Origin of the sequence: Bifidobacterium polysaccharolyticum (assembly GCF_016101585.1) — a bacterium.
GTDB classification, from domain to species: Bacteria; Actinomycetota; Actinomycetes; order Actinomycetales; family Bifidobacteriaceae; genus Bombiscardovia; species Bombiscardovia polysaccharolytica.
The window spans coordinates 806,285-827,940 of the sequence record NZ_JACFQG010000001.1; the positions used below are offsets into that span (position 1 = coordinate 806,285).

Annotated in this window: 14 protein-coding genes; 2 read left to right on the forward strand and 12 right to left on the reverse strand. The window is 61.0% G+C overall.

What is annotated here, in order from left to right; genetic code table 11:
• Positions 1 to 35: 35 nt before the first annotated feature.
• The 4 genes from H3T90_RS03100 to H3T90_RS03115 form a co-directional block, all read right to left on the reverse strand.
• Complete coding sequence (locus H3T90_RS03100) at positions 36 to 605, reverse strand: DUF805 domain-containing protein (protein WP_198229554.1); 570 nt, start codon at positions 603 to 605, stop codon at positions 36 to 38.
• A gap of 164 nt (positions 606 to 769) precedes the next feature.
• Positions 770 to 1,549 (reverse strand): hypothetical protein, encoded by a 780-nt coding sequence (locus H3T90_RS03105; protein WP_198229555.1) that lies wholly within the window; start codon positions 1,547 to 1,549, stop codon positions 770 to 772.
• A gap of 145 nt (positions 1,550 to 1,694) precedes the next feature.
• The gene (locus H3T90_RS03110; RefSeq protein ID WP_176694624.1) at positions 1,695 to 2,264 is read right to left on the reverse strand and encodes a DUF805 domain-containing protein; all 570 of its coding nucleotides are present in this window, start codon (positions 2,262 to 2,264) and stop codon (positions 1,695 to 1,697) included.
• Between the two features lie 110 nt (positions 2,265 to 2,374).
• Entirely contained in the window at positions 2,375 to 3,175 is an 801-nt protein-coding gene (locus H3T90_RS03115; protein ID WP_198229556.1) for a hypothetical protein, read from the reverse strand.
• A gap of 239 nt (positions 3,176 to 3,414) precedes the next feature.
• On the opposite strand from H3T90_RS03115, the gene H3T90_RS03120 reads away from it, so the two are divergent.
• The gene (locus H3T90_RS03120) at positions 3,415 to 3,819 is read left to right on the forward strand and encodes a transglutaminase domain-containing protein (RefSeq protein WP_198229557.1); all 405 of its coding nucleotides are present in this window, start codon (positions 3,415 to 3,417) and stop codon (positions 3,817 to 3,819) included.
• 204 nt (positions 3,820 to 4,023) lie between these two features.
• Here H3T90_RS03120 and H3T90_RS03125 read toward each other — a convergent pair whose 3' ends face one another.
• The 4 genes from H3T90_RS03125 to H3T90_RS03140 all read right to left on the reverse strand — a co-directional run bounded on the left by H3T90_RS03125 (position 4,024) and on the right by H3T90_RS03140 (position 13,781).
• Entirely contained in the window at positions 4,024 to 8,184 is a 4,161-nt protein-coding gene (locus H3T90_RS03125; protein WP_046322550.1) for a DNA-directed RNA polymerase subunit beta', read from the reverse strand.
• An 88-nt stretch (positions 8,185 to 8,272) separates the two neighbouring features.
• Positions 8,273 to 11,839: a DNA-directed RNA polymerase subunit beta gene (rpoB, locus tag H3T90_RS03130; RefSeq protein WP_046322549.1), complete on the reverse strand. Its 3,567-nt coding sequence runs from the start codon at positions 11,837 to 11,839 to the stop codon at positions 8,273 to 8,275.
• Positions 11,840 to 12,032: 193 nt separating this feature from the next.
• Entirely contained in the window at positions 12,033 to 12,680 is a 648-nt protein-coding gene (locus tag H3T90_RS03135; RefSeq protein WP_198229558.1) for a hypothetical protein, read from the reverse strand.
• Between the two features lie 45 nt (positions 12,681 to 12,725).
• On the reverse strand, positions 12,726 to 13,781 hold the full coding sequence (locus tag H3T90_RS03140; protein WP_198229559.1) for an A/G-specific adenine glycosylase: 1,056 nt from the start codon (positions 13,779 to 13,781) through the stop codon (positions 12,726 to 12,728).
• 90 nt (positions 13,782 to 13,871) lie between these two features.
• On the opposite strand from H3T90_RS03140, the gene H3T90_RS03145 reads away from it, so the two are divergent.
• On the forward strand, positions 13,872 to 14,525 hold the full coding sequence (locus H3T90_RS03145; protein WP_198229560.1) for a tRNA (cytidine(34)-2'-O)-methyltransferase: 654 nt from the start codon (positions 13,872 to 13,874) through the stop codon (positions 14,523 to 14,525).
• A gap of 498 nt (positions 14,526 to 15,023) precedes the next feature.
• Here the strand turns inward: H3T90_RS03145 and H3T90_RS03150 are convergent, their stop codons facing one another.
• The 4 genes from H3T90_RS03150 to H3T90_RS03165 form a co-directional block, all read right to left on the reverse strand.
• Positions 15,024 to 17,507, reverse strand: a complete 2,484-nt coding sequence (locus H3T90_RS03150; RefSeq protein WP_198229561.1) for a glycoside hydrolase family 31 protein — start codon at positions 17,505 to 17,507, stop codon at positions 15,024 to 15,026.
• Between the two features lie 66 nt (positions 17,508 to 17,573).
• A complete protein-coding gene (locus H3T90_RS03155; RefSeq protein WP_198229596.1) occupies positions 17,574 to 18,503 on the reverse strand; it encodes a carbohydrate ABC transporter permease in 930 nt (309 codons plus the stop codon).
• A gap of 59 nt (positions 18,504 to 18,562) precedes the next feature.
• Positions 18,563 to 19,612, reverse strand: a complete 1,050-nt coding sequence (locus H3T90_RS03160; RefSeq protein ID WP_232350499.1) for an ABC transporter permease — start codon at positions 19,610 to 19,612, stop codon at positions 18,563 to 18,565.
• 94 nt (positions 19,613 to 19,706) lie between these two features.
• On the reverse strand, positions 19,707 to 21,527 hold the full coding sequence (locus H3T90_RS03165; RefSeq protein ID WP_198229562.1) for a glycoside hydrolase family 13 protein: 1,821 nt from the start codon (positions 21,525 to 21,527) through the stop codon (positions 19,707 to 19,709).
• Positions 21,528 to 21,656: the final 129 nt, after the last annotated feature.

Sequence of the window (21,656 nt, forward strand, 5' to 3'; positions counted from 1 at the left end):
CTCCTTATATAAATCCACCCGTGCAGGCTAGTCAGTCAAGGTCGGGTCGTACCCGACTGGTTCATTCCCGCCCCTATTGTCACGTTGTCGATTACTCCGTTGTCAATTGCCCCGTTGTCAAAGGACAGACGGCGATGACGGGAAGGCGTGCACATGATGACCAGCTGAATCACTATCGCCACGAGCAGCGGGACGACAGCCAAAAGCAAAGGACCGCCACCTATGGTCAACATTCGAGATTTCACCAGACCAATCGTGGCTATAACCATAAGACCGTACGGAATCAAAGTCAGCCATCCCGGCAGCAATAAATCATGCAGACGCCGCACCTCCAGAGCGTACTCTGGCACCACCATGATCAGGTCAAAGACCAGGGGGATGAGAGCCCAGGATCCCCCTCCGCATACCTTACTCAGGCCCTGCTCTACAATTGATAGAACGATGAAGAACACCCATATCTCCTTGCGGCACGATCTCCCCCGCCCCCGGGCAAACAGGTAGAACGGCCGCTGCAGACATTCTCGAAATGTGGCGTCATACATGGGTTCGAAACCCTTCATCTCTGCCACACGAGGCGGTCTATTTTCAAACAAGGCAACAGCCATGGTCCCTTTCCTTCCATGCAACTCGAGCGGCCAACCAGAACAGATTCCGCTGCAACCAACTTCATTGTCGACAACCAGCGTGGATTGCATTACGGCTGTAGATATCGTTTACGTAAGGCCTGAAGCCCAGTAAAAGCCTGGACGATTCCATACCAGCAACCCCCTCATTGATCCTGTGCGGCGGTGCTGCCGCGTGCCAGGGCGGCCACCAGGGTCATCAGGTCGAAGATCAGCGCCCAAGCCGCCAGCCACTCGAAGGAGGCGTCACGGTCGTCGCCCGCACAATAGTCGATCGCCCACAGGTCCTGCAGAAACCACAAGGCACCCGTTGCTCCCACCGCCACGCACCAGGGCAGGCACGACAAAGGGGAACCCCCGAACAACAGGCACACCATCCACGACGGCACCACGCACGACGCAGCAGAAGCAGCCCACGCCGCCACACGGCCACGCACCAGATCCGACACAAACCGCAGCCAGGTTATCCCGGCCACCACCAGCACAGCCACCGACACGAACACCCAACGCATCACACCCGGATACGCGCCGGTAATCGCGCCGAACGCCACCCCCCAGCAGGGCATCAGCGGCATCGTCAGCGCCAGGCACCAGAACCCCGGACGCCCCCCACGGCTCTCGAACCGGCCCAAAAACCACCACATCGCAAAAACCGAAAACAGACCCACCAGCAGAAACAGGATGCAACGGTCGCGCACCCACTGCTCCTCCTGGTCGTACAGGAACGCCCAGCCCGGTACAAACCCCGCCAGGAAAGCCGCCCCGTACACCGCCAGCTTGCGCACCACGCCGGCACGAGAAAAGGCACGCTCCCCCACAGCCGCATGACGCGCGCATCCCGCCACCCGCGACATGACCGAAGACGCACTCTGCAGCCAGGACCTCCCGACAGGAAGCCGCAAGGAACCAGAAACACCATCAGCCATCACACACCACTCTCCTGCTCAAAGCCTCGAATCCGCCACTTGGCCCACCAGAACGTCGATTCCGCTCTTGTATCAGTGCCGTTCATGCAGGTCTCTTTCCATCCCGCATCGTCGAGGTTCACCCTTTCCTGTTACAGCAGAGGGTTCACTGTCCGTTCGGGTTCCCTGGATACTGTGCCGTACCAGTCCGACTCACACTGAGGCTTCCGTTATCGACAACTGGATGACGATGACGCGAGGGAACGCACATGATGGCCAGCCGGACTACTACAGCCAGAAGGAGGATGATGACCCCCAGGGGCGAAGGGGCGGACGGATCCAGTCCTTCCAAGGTATCCGACACCATCGGACCGACAATCAGACCCACGCCCACCACCTCCAGCACATAAGGGACGAGCGCCAACCACCCCGACAGGGCCAGATCATGCAGACGCCGCACCGTCAGGGCATACATAGGCACCAGCACCGCCAGGGAGAACAGCCCCGGTATGACGGCCAAGAGACCCGAAGAGAACAAGCGGGTCAGGAAGGTGTCCAAGACCCAGACGAACGCGGCAAAAACCCATATCTCCTTGCGGCAGGAACGTCCCTTCCCTCTCGCATACAGGTAAAAGGGCCGTTGCATGCACTCCTGCATGGTCGCATCGTACATGGGCTCGTACCCCTTCATCACATCCACACGAGGCGGCCTCTTCGATAACAAGGCACTGGCCATAATCCTCACCTTCACTTTCTTCATAAACCCATCCCGACGGATTGTCGGGACGGAACATCCAATATCGACATCAACGCAAGCACACCCATGGCGCAACCCACCGTCCGGCGTCACCGGCCGGCATCGTCGTCATCATTGGAGGTTCCCAGGAGGGAAGCGATCAGCAGGATCAGATCGAACACCAGTGCCCAGGCCGCCAACCACTCGAAAGCCGCATCACGATGCGTGCTCGCGCATTTCTCGATCGCCCACATGTCCAGCACGAACCACAAGGCGCCGACGATGCCCACCACGCAGCACCAGAGCAAGGACGCGCCAGCCGACCCCGTCACCTTGGCCAGCATCCAGGACGGCACCACACACAACACCACCATCGCCGCCCACCACACGAACCCGTTGCGCACCAGCCGCATCACCACCGGAAATACCAACACCCCAACAGCCACCAACACAGCCACCGACACCAGAATCCACCGGATCACGCCACCGGAATAGCGGGCGCCAGAACCCAATATGATGCCGAACCCTGGAGCGCACGGAAGCGACAACATCACAAACCAGGGCCCCGGGCGCCCCTTCCCATCCTCATACCGCCCCAACAGGATCAGAACAGCAAATGCGGAAAGCACAGCAAGCAAAACAGCTTGACCTATCCGCATGCGGATCCAATCCTGGTCCTGGTCAAACAGGAGGAACCAGCCGCAGGCGAACCCGGCTAAATAGGTCATTCCGTACAGCACCGTCTTCCACAGGACCCCGCCCAGAGAGAACTCACGGGCACCAGGCCGCGCATGCGGGATGCTCCCCACCACACGCGACATGATCGACGACAGGACAAACGCATCAACCCGATCATCAACGCCATCCGACACCCCGCCGGCACCAACGCGCCCACCGGTCGACACAGACATCACCACCACTCACCCTTCGCCCTACACCTACGCAAGCACGGAACCCAAAGAACCGGCTAACGGCGAGAAAGGCTTCAAATAACCAAGGCTCTCAGACACCGACGTCTTCCACCCGATACCGCCTTTATCTTGATTATAGACCTGACGCTTCAAGGCCTCGACCCCGTCTTTGACAACAGAGGAGGCGGACGGGTCCAGCCTGCCGTCCGGCGTCAGCGGACGGGAGCACCCGAATCGACTTGACGGGACGTGATGCCCAGGCCTGGGTGGAGGTCAATCTGAAAGGACTCGGATGGATCCCCTTCTACCCCACACCACCAGAGACCAAGACCCCGGACAAATCCCTGGACCCCACACCACCCGACCCACGCACCCTGGTCCGCCAGCCACCACCCCCGCTGGCCGACCCTCCCCACGACGACCACACCACCCAAGGCAGGACCACCGTCGGCGGGCAGGAAGCATCCCCGCAGTCTCCACCCTCCTTCTGGAAACAGTACGGACCCCTGATAACCAAAGCGACACTCTGGACCATGCCGGTCTGGCTACCCGCCCTCCCGATCCTGCTCCTACTAGGCATCAAAACCCGGCTACGCAGGCGGGCCTACATGACTGGACCCACAATGACATTTCCTTCCTGCTGAGATTTAGTCGCCAAATAGCCGTCATCTACAGCCATCGTCGTCACTGTCTGCCTGCAATCTTGACCGCGAGGAAAACAAGATGAGGGCCCGTGCGATCGCTATGATCGTACAGGCCCTCATCCTTTATCACATATCCTGCAGCCGAATCCGCGAGGCCGGATCATCCGGCCCAAGCGGATCTGCGGCTACTGGCCGTGCAGGCACTCACTGGTTGGAGTGCTGATCCTCCGAAGAGGAGAAGGTGGCCGAACCAGGCTGCTGGAATGGCTTCTGATCGGAGTCACTGCCATCGGCGGCGTCCGAGGATCCCGTGCCTGTGGCAGCCGTCTGATCGCCGGACTCAGCTGACGGATCCTGCACGTTGGGGGTGTCCAGATGGCTCTGGCCGCCCTGGTCGTTGAGGAAGTCGTCCGGGTTGAAGTCGTCGCCCAGCTTCAGGTCCCCGAAGTCGATGTTGGAGAAGTCCACATCGTTCAGGTCGGCGTCGCTCAGGTCCACGTCGCCGCCACCCAGGCCGAAGTTGGGGTAGATGGTGTCGCGGATGGCCTTGTCGGGCTCCACGGTGGCGTTGCGGTACCTGGCCAGGCCGGTGCCGGCCGGGATCAGCTTGCCGATGATCACGTTCTCTTTGAGGCCCTTGAGATCGTCGACCTTCTGGTTCAGGGCGGCCTCGGTGAGCACGCGGGTCGTCTCCTGGAAGGAGGCGGCCGACAGCCAGGAGTCGGTGGCCAGGGAGGCCTTGGTGATGCCCATGAGTTCAGGGCGTCCCGCGGCCGGCTTGCCTCCGGCCTTGACGGCCTTCATGTTGGCGGCCTTGAACTTGGCCTGGTCGACCAGCTCGCCGGGCAGCAGGTCGGTGTCCCCCGAATCGATGACCGTCACGCGGCGGAGCATCTGGTGGACGATGACCTCGATGTGCTTGTCGTGGATGTCCACGCCCTGGGAGCGGTAGACCGTGTGCACCTCGTTGACGATGTTCACCTGGGCGGCGCGCGGGCCGAGGATGCGCAGGATCTTCTTGGGATCCACGGAGCCCTCGATCAGCTGGGTGCCAGCCTCGACATGCTGTCCGTCCTTGACCATCATGGGCGCACGGCGGGTGACCGGGTAGGTCAGCGCCTCCACAGAGGTGTCGTCCGGGGTCAGGGTCACCTGACGGCCGCGGTCGGTGTCCTCCACCTTGACGGTGCCGGGGAACTCCGCGATAGGAGCCTCGCCCTTGGGGGTACGGGCCTCGAAGAGCTCGGTGACACGGGGAAGACCCTGGGTGATGTCGGAAGCCGAAGCCACGCCGCCGGAGTGGAAGGAACGCAGCGTCAGCTGGGTGCCGGGCTCGCCGATGGACTGGGCAGCCACAATACCCACGGCCTCGCCCACATCCACCAGCTTGTTGGTAGCCAGGGACCAGCCGTAGCACTTGGCGCACACCCCGCGGGTGGACTCGCAGGTCAGGACCGAGCGGGCCTTGACCTCCTCCACGCCGTGGGCGACCATGTCGCGCAAAACATCCATGGACAGGGCGTCGCCGCGCTTGTAAAGCACGGTCTTGCCATCCTTGGGGTCGATGACGTCGGCGGCCAGGAGCCTGGAGTAGGGTCCGCCGTCGGCGGCCTTGACCAGTACCAGGTTGCCCTGCTCGTCGCGCTCGGCCACCTTCATGGTCAGACCGCGCATGGTGCCGCAGTCCTCCTCGCGCACGATCACATCCTGCGAGACATCGACCAGACGACGGGTCAGGTAGCCCGACTCGGCGGTACGCAGTGCGGTGTCGGCCAGACCCTTGCGGGCGCCGTGCTGGGAGATGAAGTACTCCAGCACCGACAGGCCGTCGTGGTAGTTGGACTTGACCGGTCGAGGAATGATCTCGCCCTTGGGGTTGGCCACCAGGCCTCGCATACCGGCGATCTGGCGGATCTGCATCCAGTTGCCTCGCGCCCCGGACTGGACCATGATGTTCACGTTGTTGTCCGGAGTGAAGTGCTCCTGCATGGCATCAGCCACCTTGTCGGTGCACTCGGTCCACAGGTTGATCAGCTCCTGACGGCGCTCCTCGTCAGTCAGCAGACCCATGTCGTACTGGGAGTTGACCTTGGCGGCCTGCCCCTGGTACTCATTGACGATCTCGCCGCGCTCGGGCGGCACCACGATGTCGGAGAAGGCCATGGTCACGCCGGACCACTGGGCCCGGGTGAAGCCCAGGTCCTTCAGGGCATCAAGGGTCGCCGCAACCTGTGCGGTCGAGTACCGAGTGGCGATGTCGTCCACGATGCCGGACAGCTTGCCCTTGGGCACCTGCTCGTTGATGAAGGGGTAGTCCACAGGCAGCGTCCGGTTGAACAGGACCCGTCCGTAGTTGGTAGCGAACAGACGGGAGCCGTCCTTGAAGACCTCCTCCTTGACCACGTCAGGGCTGCCGGGCTCGGGGTCGATGACCTTGAGGTCGCCGGGCTTCCAGTCCTTGGGCATGACGAAGTCGGCGGGCACCCGCAGCAGGATCTTGGCCTGCATGTCGATCTCGCCCAGGTCCAGGGCCATCCGGGCCTCGGCAAGGCTGGAGAAGATCCGGCCTTGGCCCTTGGCGCCGTCAACCACGGTGGTCAGATAGTACAGACCCAGAATCATGTCCTGGGAGGGCATGGTGACCGTATGGCCGTCAGCGGGCTTGAGGATGTTGTCGGAGGCCAGCATGAGCGAACGGGCCTCAGCCTGGGCCTCTGCCGACAGGGGCAGGTGGACTGCCATCTGGTCGCCGTCAAAGTCGGCGTTGAAGGCCGCGCAGGCCAGCGGGGGCAGGTGGATGGCCTTGCCCTCGACCAGGATGGGCTCGAAGGCCTGGATGCCCAGACGGTGCAGCGTAGGCGCACGGTTGAGCAGGACGGGATGCTCGGAGATGACCTCCTCCAGCACGCCCCAGACTTCGGGATCGCCACGGTCGACCAGGCGCTTGGCGCTCTTCATGTTCTGCGCGTAGTTGAGGTCCACCAGCCGCTTGATGACGAAGGGCTTGAAGAGCTCCAGGGCCATGGGCTTGGGCAGGCCGCACTGGTGCATGCGCAGGGAGGGCCCGACCACAATCACGGAACGGCCGGAGTAGTCCACACGCTTGCCCAGCAGGTTCTGGCGGAAGCGGCCCTGCTTGCCCTTGAGCATGTCTGCCAGGGACTTCAGGGGACGGTTGGAGGCTCCGGTGACGGGACGCCCACGGCGGCCGTTGTCGAAGAGGGAGTCCACTGCCTCCTGGAGCATGCGCTTCTCATTGTTGAGCATGATCTCGGGGGCGCCCAGCTCGATCAGGCGCTTGAGCCTGTTGTTGCGGTTGATGACGCGTCGGTAGAGGTCGTTCAGGTCGGAGGTGGCGAAGCGGCCGCCGTCCAGCTGCACCATGGGGCGCAGGTCGGGCGGGATGACCGGGACGACATCCAAAACCATGGCCTCGGGCTTGTTGCCGGTGTTCAGGAAGGCGGAGACCACCTTGAGCCGCTTGAGGGCACGGGCCTTGCGCTGGCCGGAGCCAGTGTCGATCTCGTGACGGAGCTCCTTGGCGGCACCCTCCAGGTCGAAGTCCTGCAGACGCTTCTTGATGGCCTCGGCGCCCATGCAGCCCTCGAAGTAGTCACCGTAGCGGTCCTGCATCTCCCGCCACAGATCAACGTCACCCTCCATGTCGCCGGGCTTCAGGGTCTTGAAGCGGTCGAAGACGGCGGTGATCCGCTGAATCTGGTCGTCATAGCGCTTGCGGATGGCGGTCATGTCCCGCTCGGCCCCGTTGCGCAGACGGGCCTTCATGGAACCTTTGACCTCGTCGGTCTTCTCCAGCTCGGCCAGGTCCTCCTCCAGCTTCTTGGCGCGCTTGTCGATCTCCAGGTCGCGCTTCTTCTCCAGCTGGGAGATTTCATTGTCGAACTCGTCCTGAAGGTCGGGCAGGTCCTTGTGACGCTGCTCCTCATCCACCTTGGTGACCATGTAGGCCGCGAAGTAGATGACCTTCTCCAGGTCCTTGGGCGCGATGTCCAGCAGGTATCCCAGCCGGGAGGGCACGCCCTTGAAGAACCAGATGTGGGTGACGGGGGCGGCCAGCTCGATATGGCCCATACGCTCGCGGCGGACGCGGGAACGGGTGACCTCCACGCCGCAGCGCTCGCAGACGATCCCCTTGAAGCGCACGCGCTTGTACTTGCCGCAGGCGCACTCCCAGTCGCGGGTGGGTCCGAAGATCTGCTCGCCGAACAGGCCGTCCTTCTCGGGCTTCAAGGTACGGTAATTGATCGTTTCTGGCTTCTTGACCTCGCCATAGCTCCAGCCACGGATGTCGTCGGCTGTGGCCAGTCCGATTCTCAGTTTGTCAAATGCATTGACGTCCAGCACTCTGTGTCCTGTCTCTGATCTTGTAACTGCTCTGAAGTTTGCCTCTTGGCGGGATGCCCTTCAGGAGGGCATCCCTGTGACTGGTGGTTCAGCGATACTCCGGCTCGGGAGCGGACTGGTCGGCCTTGGCGGCGGCGTCCGGGCGGGCGCCGATGTTGAAGCCCAGGTCGTCGGAGGCGGCGCTGGGGTCGTCGTCCTCGTCCTTCATCTCGATCACGTTGCCTTCCGCGTTGAGCACCTCCACGTTCAAGGAGAGCGACTGCATCTCCTTGAGCAGCACCTTGAAGGATTCGGGGATGCCGGCCGCCGGCAGGTTCTCCCCGCGCACGATGGCTCCATAGGCCCGGACGCGGCCGTCCACGTCGTCGGACTTGGTGGTCATCATCTCGTGCAGGGTGTAGGCGGCGCCGTAGGCCTCCAGGGCCCAGACCTCCATCTCGCCGAAGCGCTGGCCGCCGAACTGGGCCTTGCCGCCCAGGGGCTGCTGGGTGATCATCGAGTAAGGGCCGGTGGACCGGGCGTGGATCTTGTCATCCACCAGGTGGTGGAGCTTGAGCATGTACATGTAGCCCACGGAGATGGGCTTGGTGAAAGGCTCGCCGGTGCGGCCGTCGTAAAGCACAGCCTTGCCGTCGTCGCCCACCAGGCGCTCGCCGTCACGGTTGGGCAGGGTGGTCTTGAGCAGGCCGTTCAGTGCATCCTCACGCACGCCATCGAAGACCGGGGTTGCCACAGCAGTACCGGGTTCGGCCTTCTCGGCACCTGCCGGGATGTGCTTCTTCCACTCCGCCTCCAGGTCGGGATCCAGGCTGATGTCCCAGCCGGAGTGGGCGATCCACCCCAGGTGGAGCTCCAGGACCTGGCCCAGGTTCATACGGGAGGGCACGCCCAGCGGGTTGAGCATGATGTCGATGGGGGTGCCATCGGCCATGAAGGGCATATCCTCCTCGGGCAGGATCCTCGAGATGACACCCTTGTTGCCGTGACGGCCCGAGAGCTTGTCGCCCTGGGTGATCTTGCGGTGCTGGGCGATGTAGACCCGAATCATCCGGTTGACGCCGTTGGGCAGCTCATCGCCGTCCTCCTCGGCATCCTCGCGGGTGACCTCCTTGACCTCGATGACCGTGCCGGTCTCGCCGTGGGGCACCCGCAGGCTTGTGTCGCGCACCTCGCGGCTCTTCTCGCCGAAGATGGCTCGCAGGAGCCGCTCCTCGGGGGTCAGCTCGGTCTCGCCTTTGGGGGTGACCTTGCCGACCAGGATGTCCCCGGCCTCGACCTCTGCGCCGATGCGGATGATGCCGCGCTCGTCCAGGTTGGCCACCGCATCCTCGCCCACGTTGGGCAGGTCCCGGGTGATCTCCTCAGCGCCCAGCTTGGTCTCGCGGGCGTCGGTCTCATACTCCTCGATGTGGATGGAGCTCAGGGTGTCGTCCTGTACCAGCCGCTGGGAGATGATGACGGCATCCTCGTAGTTGTAGCCGTTCCAAGGCATGAAGGCCACCAGGACGTTCTTGCCCAGGGCCATCTCGCCCTTCTCGGTGGCGGGGCCGTCAGCCAGGACCGTGCCGGCCTCGACCCGCTCCCCGTCCTTGATCAAGGGGACCTGGTTGTAGCAGGTGGTCTGGTTGGACCGCTGGAACTTGGCCAGCTTGTATGAGGACTGGGTACCGTCGTCATTCATTACGCGGATGATGTCTGCGGAGACATAGGTGACCACGCCCGGCTTCTCGGCCAGGATGACATCGCCTGAGTCGATGGCGGAGCGCCACTCGGAGCCGGTGCCCACCAGGGGCCGCTCGGACTTGACCAGGGGGACGGCCTGACGCTGCATGTTGGTGCCCATCAGCGCTCGGTGGCCCTCGTCGTGCTCCAGGAAGGGAATCAGGGAGGCGCCCACCGAAACCATCTGCCGGGGGGAGACATCCATCAGGTCCACCTGGGAGACGGGCACATCCTTGGCCTCGGCCTCGGCGTCACGCACCAGGGCCTCATCCTCGACGAAGTGTCCGGTCTCGTCGATCTCCTGGTTGGCCTGGGCGATGGTGTGCTCGGACTCCTGGTCGGCGGTCATGTAGACCACGTCGTCGGTCACCTGGCCATCAATGACCTTGCGGTATGGGGTCTCGATGAAGCCGAAGGGGTTGACCCGGGCGAAGGTTGCCAAGGAGCCGATCAGGCCGATGTTGGGGCCTTCAGGGGACTCGATGGGGCACATGCGTCCGTAGTGGGAGGGGTGCACATCGCGGACCTCCATGGAGGCGCGGTCGCGGGACAGGCCGCCGGGGCCCAGGGCCGAGAGACGACGCTTGTTGGTCACGCCGGCCAGCGGGTTGTTCTGATCCATGAACTGGCTCAGCTGGGAGGTTCCGAAGAACTCCTTGATGGTGGCGTTGACCGGACGGATGTTGATCAGGGACTGCGGGGTGATGGCCTCGGCGTCCTGGGTTGTCATCCTCTCGCGGACCACACGCTCCATACGGCTCAGGCCGGTACGCAGCTGGTTCTGGATCAGCTCACCCACCTGGCGGATGCGGCGGTTGCCGAAGTGGTCGATGTCGTCCACGTCCACGCGCAGCTCGATGTCCTGGCCGTCGCGGCGGCCGGGGAAGGTCTGCCCGCCGGCATGCAGGGTCACCAGGTACTTCAGGGTGGCGATGATGTCCTCGGGATGCAGGCTGCGGTCGTTGAAGTCGGCCTCAAGCCCCAGCTTGCGGTTGATCTTGTACCGGCCGACCCGGGCCAGGTCGTAGCGCTTGGTGTTGAAGTAGAAGGAATCCAGCAGGTTGCGGCCAGCCTCGGGCGAGGCGGTGTCCGCAGGCCTGATCTTCCTGTAGAGGTCGGTCAGAGCCTCGTCCTGGGTCTCGATGGTCTCCTTCTCCAGGGCGTCCAGCACCAGCGGATAGCCCTTGAAGGCCTTGCGGATCTGCGGCTTGGTCATGCCGATGGCCATGAGGAAGACGATGGCTGACTGCTTGCGCTTGCGGTCCACACGCACGCCCAGCACATCACGCTTGTCGATCTCGAACTCCAGCCAGGCGCCCCTGCTGGGGATGATCTTGGCCCCGAAAATCTCCTTGTCGGAGTTGCGGTCCTGGGTGCGATCGAAGTATACGCCAGGAGAGCGGACCAGCTGGGAGACGATGACGCGCTCCGAGCCGCCGATGATGAAGGTTCCGTGGGGGGTCTGCAGCGGGAAGTCGCCCATGAAGACGGTCTGCGACTTGATCTCGCCGGTGTCCCCGTTTTCGAACTCGGCGTTCACATACAGGGGGGCGGAGTAGGTGTAGTCCTTCTCCTTGCACTCCTGGACCGTGTGCCGAGGCTCCTCGAAGTAGGGATCCGAGAAGGTCAGACTCATGGTCTGTGCGAAGTTCTCAATGGGAGAGATCTCCTGGAAGACCTCATCCAGGCCGGAGACGGGAGCCACGGTATGTGTCCCGTTGACCTGATCCTCTTCGACCCGCTTCTTCCAGCGGTCGTTGCCGACCAGCCAGTCGAAGCTATCGGTCTGCACGCCCAGGAGGTAGGGTACCTCGATGGGTTCGCGGATGGATCCGAAATTGACACGATCGGTGGCCTTGTGCAGTTTGATGTCGTGTTCGTCAGCGCGTGCCTGCGTGGCGGTGGTACTACTTACAGCTTTATTGGCAGCCAAAATGGACGTTCCTTATCGCTCGCCGTACTCGATCATTCCTGTTACCCAGGGAGATGCCGAACGGCCGCCATATGCCTATTCGCGGGCACCTCCTCGATGATGCATGCCCGCTATATGACATACCTCATGCAAAGTCAAAACTATAGCAGACAAGAACCATGGACGCAATCGGCGTGTCGTCTTGGAAAAGCTGCTATTGGATCATGACCGGCACCGGCTGGGAGACCACGTTGGAATCGGCTTTGAGCACCAACTTGGCCTTGTAGGAACCGGCGTCGACCAGTGGCAGCTTCTCGTCGGGCTGGCAACTCTCCTGGCTCCTGTCGGCATGCCAGGTGATGGTCTGCACATCCTTGTCGCCCGTGGCCATGAGCAGCGTACGAGCCCCCACCGGGCAGGCATCGGAGCGCCAGACAGTATCCTGACCGCTGGTGATGACCAGCACGCGGCCGCCGTCGGAGCCGTCCACCAAGCATGAGCCTGTTCCCTTGTGACGAATGGTCGCCGTAAAGTCGATAGACCCGCCTACGTCAGTGCTGGGATCGGGCGCAGCCAGCTCCAGCGCCAGATCCCCCTTGTTACAGTCAGGAGCTCCTGAGGAACGCTTCTTGCCAGCATCCTTCTTCTGATCTTTGCCCTGCTTGTCCTTGTCTTTGGATTTGGTCTTTGCGGACTGCTGGGCGCTGGTCGAGGCACCCTGGCCCCCATCGCCTCCGCGCAGGGCTCTGATTCCTGCCCCCACGCCCCAGACCAGGCCAGCACAGACCAGCAGGAAGAGCACCGCCAGCAGGGCGGCCGCGATCCTCCGGCGACGGTACATCCGTCGCTTCTTCTCGCTCATGCGTCGCTTGGCCATACTGACCCAGTCTAATCGCTAGGGCGGCCTTCACCGAGGCAGGCTTAGGCGGCCGTCCTGGCCAATCTCAAGAAGGCCGTCCTCATCCAGGGAGGCGATGCACCGATCAAGTCGGATTTCATCCTCGCACAGGGGTTCCAGATCCTTCCTTGAGACGGGCGTGCCGGAAGCCTGCCGCAGGGCCTGAAGGATGGCACCGCGGACCTGCCGATCAGTGCCCGCAAAACGCTGCCGAGGTCTGGTCCTGCCTGCGCCCAGACCGGGCAGCCCAGCCTTGAGGAAACGGCAGTGGCCGGCCAGAGGGCAGATATCGCAGGCCGGCTTCCGGGCGACGCAGACTGTGGCACCCAGTTCCATGACGGCCTGGTTCCATCGGGCCGAGGGCGGCTCCCGCCAGGCCGCCGACCGGATCTGCGGATCAGCCGATCCCAAACGGCCACTACCCTCCTGGCCGCCGCTGTCCTCGGCACCGGCATCCTCCAGGCCTCCGTCTTCGGCACGAAAACTCTCCTGCGCCTCGTCCTCGGGCAGGACCTGCCCGGCCAGCTGGCGTTCCTCTCGGCTGGCAGCGCCTCCAGTGGATTCATGCCCCAGAAAGACCCTGGAGAGCACCCTGCGGATATTGGTGTCGATGACGGCGATCCTCTCGCCGTAGGCAAAGCTCATGACAGCGCTGGCCGTATAGTCGCCGATGCCAGGCAGGGCCACCAGCTGGTCGTAATCCCGGGGCAGCCGGTCTGCATACCGGCCGGCCACCTGCTGTGCGCATTCCTGCAGGCGCAGGGCTCGGCGCGGATAGCCCAACCGGCCCCAGGCCGTGATGACCTCGGCCTTGGGAGCGACAGCCAGGGATGCCGCATCCGGCCATACCTTCATCCAGGCCGTCCAGTAGGGCACCACCCTGCTCATCTGGGTCTGCTGGCTCATGACCTCGGAGACCAGGACCCCCCAGGGTGTGGTTCGCCCAAAGCGCCAGGGCAGATTGCGGGCGTACCGGCTCCACCAGTCGAACAGCCGCAGGCGGATGGGCTCACTCTCCACCAGGGCCGTTTCCGCGTTCTCCATGGTCACACCGCCCTTCGCCATCCGATTCTGCCTCATTCAACCGCCGTATTCTGCCCGACGGTGCCGACCGACGCTGCCTTACCTGTCGTTTGGCGACGGTAGGTTGGCCTCATGAACAGGCAGGAGCAGGAGCGGTCCGACGACCCGTCAAAGGCCGTCGACAGCATGTACGAGTACGGATACCGCAAATCGAATTATGGTCCGGATGAGCTGGTCACCGACGCCCACGGCAACCCCATCTCCGTAGTGGATGCCATGATGAAGGCCGATCAGGCCAGCCGGGTGAAAACCTCCACCCCCCACCTGTGCTACTACTCGCCGCGGATCCCCGGCAACACCGGCTCCGCCATCCGCCTGTGCGCCGTGACCGGCACCATCCTGCACCTGATAGAGCCCCTGGGCTTCAACCTCAAAGACACCAAACTGCGCCGGGCCGGCCTGGACTACCACGACATGGCCCACGTGGTCCTGCACCCGGACTTCGACGACCTGGTCCGCTCCATGCCCAACAGCCGGATCATCGCCTTCACCGCCCACGCCGACAAGCTCTACACCGAGATCAGCTACCGGCCCGACGACATCCTCCTATTCGGACCCGAACCCGGCGACATCCCCGACCCCATGGACATCATGGCCGGCCCTCACGTAGCCGAACAGGTCAGGCTGCCCATGCGGCCCAGCCTGCGCAGCCTGAACCTGACCAACTGCGCCTCCATAGCCATCTACGAGGCCTGGCGGCAGCTGGGATTCCAAGGCGGCCGCTGAACCCCGCGAGCGCGTTCAGTTCTTGAAGCTATGAATGGGCGCCGGGATGTGTCCGCCCCGATTGACGAATACAGCACTGGATTTCCTACTCAAGGGGATAATCAGGCCACAACCCATCAGACCGCCGAATTCACCCCTCCCCCAGATTCCGTGCATACTGGTCAAGATTTCCTGCGCTGGGCACAAATCCTCATCTCTGTGCCATTACTGAAGGTCTTCAACCCGTCCACTAAATCGTCGAATGTGATGTTAAAATCCAGTCAGTCCGACACGTCACCTTGTGACCCAATAGATATATGGTGACAGCAGTAATGTTGCCTACCCTGTCTATACCAACAACGGTGATGATTGCCTTGTACATGAGGCTCCTTCGATATGAGGATCCCATATGCAGGACATGCCGTGGCTGATACCGCGCATCCACCCGGCTGGTCAGGACTGCCTGTCAGATTCCATACCCATCACATGGAGCGCGAACGCCAAGTGCGCATCGGATTCTCAACAGAAATCCCTCAGAAGGACCTCTTGGAGAGCCGACAGGAATTCACCCGACAGGACCTGTCTGTCTCCGTTCGACCTGGTATACTCCAAGGTTTCCAAGGACCTCAGGGCCCCTACCCCGCTCGAACAGACAAGGTCATAGACCCTGTCCTTCAAGGAGTTTGCGATTTGGGCAGACTGACAGATGTCGAAAACGTCCTTTCGGACAGGGTTATCCGCCAGATCCAAACCTTCAGGAAAGGTCAGAACCTGATCCTGCCCAACGGGACGCTCGGGCAGGGTAACAACCAAACTCAAGGTATCCGGATCGTAGTCGGCACGACAGTCGACCCCGTCCACCTGGACACGTGCCGGCAGCACGCCGCGGAGGACCACCTGCCATCGCCTGCTGGCGGGCACCAGGCCGGATTCGCCACGTACGGCACAAATGCGCAGGCAGGGCTTGCCCCAATCCAGACTGATTGTGGTATCGGCGGTTTTCATGGCGCTCAAATCCCCTCCCTGGGGGTAATGTCCGTCATCCTCACGCATGGTGAATGATCCATCAGCGCCAGGAAAGACCAATAGCCGCAAGGAATCGGGGTTCTGCGTCCGATTGGACCGATTGTCCGCCAGGAGGGGAACAAGGGCCCCTGCCGGAGCGAAGACGGGCATGGATTCCAGGGGACGCCAAGCCCTGAAGCGTACACCATCGGCTCCATTCACCAAATAAAGACGACCTGTGAAGAAGTCGAACCACTGGCCTTCCGGGAGCCAGACCTCGGCAGGAGCCCTCATCAGGTCACGGTCCATGGGGTCGGTGACCGGCGCCACAATCAGGCTGGTCCCGAAGCGGTACTCGTTCGGGACCTGATAGGCCTCCGCAGTCTCCGGATCCCCCCAATACATGGGCTCTATCAGTTCTTTGCCCAATGCGGCGTTGCGCCAGTTCATCGTATATAGGTAAGGCTGGAGTGCCTGGCGCAGCCTAAGGAAATCCTCCATGACTCCCCTTGCCGGTTGGTGGAAGTTCCAGGGCTCCTTCCCGTTGAAAAGCGAGGACGAGGAGTGCAGACGGTTGATCGGGCTGAACGTGCCCAACTGATACCAACGGGCCTCCAGTTCCTCATCCCGGTAACCGAGCATGTGGCCGCCGATGTCATGCGACCACCACCCATAGCCGATATTGGAGGCTGTAGCCGTGAAATAGGGTTGGAAACGCAGAGAGTCCCAGCTCACCACCGTATCCCCCGAGAACCCTATAGGGTAGCGGTGGGAACCCGGACCGGCATAACGGGAGAAAGTCATAGGCCAGCGCCCCGACCGCCCGCTGTCGGCATAGTGGAGGAAGTTCAGTAGCCAGAGAGGATCAAGGCCGGCTAGTTTGGAGACGCTTCCCTGTTGCCAATCGATCCACCAGAAGTCCACCCCCTGCTCCTCCAAGTCATGATGCATATGGAAATAGGCCTCGACGAACTTGGGGTCGGTCAAGTCGAATTCCACGGCTTTATTCCCGGTCGGATCCCTGTCCATGTCAGCGCATACCTGGCGATAGGGCTCTTCGAAGGGACGGATTCCGTCTCGGGGATGGACGTTGAGGGTGACCTTCATCCCCCTGCTGTGCAGCCCCTCCAAGAAGGCGGCCGGGTCCGGGAAGAGGTCCCTGTTCCATGTGTATCCGGTCCAGCCCGTGCCATATTTGGAATCCACCCGGGTCAGGTGCCAATCCATATCGACGACGGCGGTGGTGAAGGGCAGACCCTCCTGTTCGAATCTGTCCATCAAGGCCAGGTACTCGTCTGCTGTATACCGATGGTAGCGGCTCCACCAGTTGCCGAAAGCAAAACGGGGCAGCAGCGGCGTGGGGCCGGTCAAGCGGTAGAAGTCACGAACAGCCTCGCGATAGCGGTGACCATAACCGAAAAAGTAAAGATCGCTTTCTTGGTGCTTTCGAGGCAGGATGAGCACCCGATCAGCCCCCTTGAGCGTTTCGGGAAGATCAGGGTCGTCCGGGGCCATAATCAAGTTGGAGGACGAGTCATCGATGAGGGCCCATCCGTCCGTTGAGTTGACGCCGATATCCAGCTTGGTGGAGCCGTCCGCCCCATCCAGGGTCCGGGCTGTCCCGCCCAGATTGGCATGTTGGTCGTCCCCATAGTGCCAGGTACTGCAGTAGCCGTCCATTCCCTTGACTTTGATTTGCAATCCCTCACGGCTGAAGGGCCCTCCGTCGTAGGCCAGGATTATGTATGGTGTCTCGACTACCAGCCGATCCCCCTCACACCGTTTGTCCAGGTGGAGGGCTGCTGGGTCTTCAAAGGCCCGGTCAAGGGCCATCTGAGTGCAGTGATCCTCAAAAACGCCGCAATCTGACCACTCCAGTCTGACCATGGAATCAGTAAGGAAAGCGATTCTGAACCGGTCTCCCTGAATGACGGTCTCAGGCCCCATGAGAGGACGGGCCTGGGTAGGCATCTGACTGCGGGGGTTGATTATCTTCATGGCTTTCTGTCGGCTTTCGTGCTTGAATCGGATCTTTCCGTGGTTGGCTGGTGGGAGGGGTCATACTCAGCCCTTTATGGCCCCGATCATTACACCCTTGTTGAAATACTTCTGCAGGAAGGGATAGATAACGAGGAGGGGCAAGGTAGATACGATGATGATTCCGAACTTGATCTGGTCGGCGAAGTTCTGCGATTGGACCGCAGACATGCTGCTACCCGAGCCTGGGGTCACCTGGTTGGCCAGAAGAATCATCTGAAGGATGTTCTGCAAGGGTTGTTTCTCTTGGTTACGGATGTAAATCAAGCCAGTGAAGTAGTCATTCCAGTGGCCCACGAAGCAATAGAGGCCTATCACCGCAATGATGGCCGAGCTCAGGGGCAGAACGATTTTAAAGAAGAAGCCGAAGTAGGAAACCCCATCCACGCGGGCCGAATCACGCAACTCCTCAGGTATGGAACTTTCGAAGAAGGATCGTGCGATGATCATGTTATAAACCCCAAATGCTCCCGGCAGGATGAAAATCCACATGCTGTTCAACAGACCCAGTTGTTTCATCAGGAGGTAGGAGGGGATCAAGCCCCCACTGAAGAACATGGTGAACGCGAAGAGGAACATGATGATCCTCCTAGGTCTGAACTCTCTGCGGGAGAGTCCGAAGGCCGCCGGTATGGTCACAATCAGGTTGACCGCCGTACCTAGGAAGGTGTATATGATGGTGTTCTTGTAACCGATCCAGATCCGGTCATCGGCCAGAATCTTGGCGTAGCCACCCAAGCTGAACCCCTGTGGGAGGATGTTGACCTTGCCTTGGGCCACCGCCGTTGGATCAGAAAAAGAAGCAATGATAATGAACCAAAGCGGGTAGATTACCACACACACAATAACGATCAGAATCAAAGCGATGATGATGTCGACCACCCAATCCCCTGCGGTCTTGCTCTGACCCCTGTGTTTGTTGAAGGGAACGTCAGATCTTCCCCTCTTAGTCGCCATGAGGGCGGCGGAACCGTCTACGTTTTGCCGTGTAGATGACATGTCTCTTCCTCCCTTATTCAGAAGATGCTCGTGTCGCTGACCCTCTTGGCGAAGGCGTTGGCCGCCACCAGGAAGACGAAGTTGACCACCGAATTGAAGAGGCCGATAGCTGTCGAATAGGAGAACTGGTTGTCCAGAATGCCTATTCGGTAGGTATAGGTCGATATGACTTCGGAAGCAGTCACATTCAACGTGTTCTGCATCAGCCAGACCTTCTCGAAACCAACGCCCAGGACCGATCCCATCTGAAGGATGAGGAGGACGCCAACCGTGGGCATGATAGTTGGGATGTCCACGTAGCGGATCAGCTGGAGACGACCGGCGCCGTCGATTTTGGCGGCCTCATACAGGCTAAGGTCCACTGAGCTCAATGCGGCCAAGTAGATGATGCAGTTCCACCCAGTGTGCTGCCAGACCTCACTGATCCAGTAGATGGGAGTGAACGCCCCCGGCACCCCCATGAGGCTGGTGCGGCCAAAGAAGCGACCCAGAAGGCCGGTGCCAGGAGAAAGAAAAATCTGGATCATGGCAACCATGACAACGGTCGAGATGAAGTGGGGCATATAGGTGACCGTCTGCACGAAACCCTTGATTTTTGAACTGCCGATTTGGTTGATCAAAAGGGCCAGGATGATTGGTGCGATGAAACCCATGACCAAGGTCCACAGGCTGATGCGGACGGTATTGGTGATGATTTCGACAAACATGGGGTCGTTGAAGAACTGTCGAAAGTATTTGAAACCTACCCACTTACCACCGGTCAATCCTTTGGTGATGTCATACTCGCGGAAGGCCAGCTGGATTCCATACATAGGTACGTATGAAAAAAGGGCCACGAAACATATGGAGGGCAGCACGAACACCCAAATCTCCCAGTAGCGCCGGAAATGGTCGGCGACCCGCATGGGAAGGGGGGCATGCCTGCGTGCCTCCAGGTTGTCGATCACGTCGACTTTGCCTTTGCTTTCTGCCAGACTCTGGCCTTTTATCTTCTCAGGGGTTACACCGGCCCGGGCAACCTCCTCCGCCTGACCAGTCACGCCACCCCCCTTTTGGTTGACACTCATGGCATTCCTCTCCATTCTCTGATCCTCCGTGGTGCACTGCCGCACCCTTGTTACTGTTTTCATTCCGTCCGCCCGGCAAAGCCGGAGCGGACGTTCACAAACCGATGGCGAAGGCCGCCCAAGGCGGCAGAATTCCTCGGGCCAGTTCCACCATGAGATCGGCTCCATCCAGGTTCGATATGACCAGACGCGAAGCGTTCAGATTTCCGTTCAGAAGGCCAGTCGTCTGTGCCGGCAAGGTGGCTTGTTGAGAGGAGACATTGACTACGGTCAGTAGACGGCGATCGCCCAGAACTCTGACGAAGGCATATACGTACTCGTCCTCAACATCGACCGGCTGGAAGGAACCGGCCGAGATGACAGGGTTCCGGTGGCGAAGGTCAATCAACCTCTTGTAAAAGGAAAAGACCGAATCAGGATCATCGACCTCACTAGCGGCATTGATCCGTGATTTGTTGGGGTTGACGGCGATCCAAGGCTCGACAGCAGCCTCAGGAGTCATGAAACCGGCATAGCGGCCTCCATCCCATTGCATAGGGGTCCTGGCATTATCCCGCCCTGCCTTGGCCAGGGAGCTCATCATCGAATCCGCATCCTGGACGTGGGCTTCTTCGACCCTCTGATGGAAGGCATTGATGGATTCCAAGTCCCGATACTGGTCCAGACGAGTGAATCCGGCATTGGTCATGCCCAATTCCTCGCCCTGGTAGATATAGGGAGTCCCTCGATGCATGTGAAGTAGCAGGGCCAGAGCCTTGGCCGATCGAACCCTTAGTTCGTCGGTGGAGGTATCTCCCCACCGGGAGACGATGCGGGGCTGATCATGGTTGTTGAAATAGAGGCTCGCCCACCCCTTCTTGCTGACAGACTCCTGCTGGCGGAACATGGCCTTCTTCAGGTCGCACAGGTGAAGGGGGGTCTGGTTCCACTTGGCACCTGCCTGGTCAACCTCCATATGGTCGAAGAGAAAGAGCATATCCAATTCGCCGCTGGCGGGGTCAGTTATCTGTCCACTGCGGGCTGCTGTGATCCCCTGGCCCTCCCCCACAGTCAGGTAGCCCTGACGGCCATTGAAGACAGCCTGACGCATCTCCTTGAGAAACTCGTCCAAGCGGGGACCGTCCATGCAGAAGGGCCATGGACTGGAATAGCCTTCCTCCCCCGGAGGGTTATCAGGGATTGAACCTCCGCATTCCCCGGGCAGGTGGCCTTGGGCATCCACCAGCTTGGAAATCAACGTGATTACATCCATGCGGAAGCCGTCTATCCCGCGATCCATCCACCAGTTCATCATCTGGTATACCGCCTTGCGAACGGCCGGATTCTCCCAGTTGAGGTCTGGCTGCTTACGTGAGAAGATGTGCAGGTAATATTCCCCCCGCACAGGGTCATACTGCCAGGCGGAACCCCCGAAACTCCCACCCCACTTGTTGGGCTCGGCACCTGGCGTACCCGGTTCGTGGCCGGGGCGAGCCGGTCGCCACCAGTACCAATCTGCGTAGGCCGGATCACGGTTGCGGGAGGCTTGGAACCACGCGTGCTCATCCGAGGTGTGGTTAACCACCAGGTCCATGATCACCCTGATCCCCTTATTGTGGGCCTGAGCAATCAGTTCATCCATGTCTTCCAAACTGCCGAACATGGGATCGATCCGTCGGTAGTCCGAGATGTCATATCCGTTGTCATCCTGAGGCGACTGGTAGACCGGACTCAACCAAATCGCATCCACCCCAAGCTCGGCCAGATAGTCCAGGTGCCTGGCAATACCAGGGATGTCACCATACCCATCCCCATTGGTGTCTTGGAAGGAGCGGGGGTAAATCTGATACACCACCGCATTGGCCCACCAAGGGTTGGGGGTGGCCCCATTGGTCTGGATGTCGTCAGGCACCTTTGGACGCTGTCTGGATGTCATGGTCTTACGCTTCGTTTCTTCTCTGGAAGGTGTTTGCTCGGAATATTCTGTTTATTTGTTTATTTGTTGTTGTTGAGGTTGACTCCGATGGTGTCCATGTTCTTTTGGAAGGAGTTGTAGACGTCCTGT

Bases quoted from the DNA above. Each gene is read 5' to 3' on its own strand.
- H3T90_RS03165 (WP_198229562.1), bottom strand. From the start codon at position 21,527: ATGACATCCAGACAGCGTCCAAAGGTGCCTGACGACATCCAGACCAAT.
- H3T90_RS03115 (WP_198229556.1), bottom strand. From the start codon at position 3,175: ATGTCTGTGTCGACCGGTGGGCGCGTTGGTGCCGGCGGGGTGTCGGAT.
- H3T90_RS03105 (WP_198229555.1), bottom strand. From the start codon at position 1,549: ATGGCTGATGGTGTTTCTGGTTCCTTGCGGCTTCCTGTCGGGAGGTCC.
- H3T90_RS03140 (WP_198229559.1), bottom strand. From the start codon at position 13,781: ATGGCGAAGGGCGGTGTGACCATGGAGAACGCGGAAACGGCCCTGGTG.
- H3T90_RS03135 (WP_198229558.1), bottom strand. From the start codon at position 12,680: ATGAGCGAGAAGAAGCGACGGATGTACCGTCGCCGGAGGATCGCGGCC.
- H3T90_RS03145 (WP_198229560.1), top strand. From the start codon at position 13,872: ATGAACAGGCAGGAGCAGGAGCGGTCCGACGACCCGTCAAAGGCCGTC.
- H3T90_RS03100 (WP_198229554.1), bottom strand. From the start codon at position 605: ATGGCTGTTGCCTTGTTTGAAAATAGACCGCCTCGTGTGGCAGAGATG.
- H3T90_RS03155 (WP_198229596.1), bottom strand. From the start codon at position 18,503: ATGGCGACTAAGAGGGGAAGATCTGACGTTCCCTTCAACAAACACAGG.
- H3T90_RS03110 (WP_176694624.1), bottom strand. From the start codon at position 2,264: ATGGCCAGTGCCTTGTTATCGAAGAGGCCGCCTCGTGTGGATGTGATG.
- H3T90_RS03150 (WP_198229561.1), bottom strand. From the start codon at position 17,507: ATGAAGATAATCAACCCCCGCAGTCAGATGCCTACCCAGGCCCGTCCT.
- H3T90_RS03160 (WP_232350499.1), bottom strand. From the start codon at position 19,612: ATGAGTGTCAACCAAAAGGGGGGTGGCGTGACTGGTCAGGCGGAGGAG.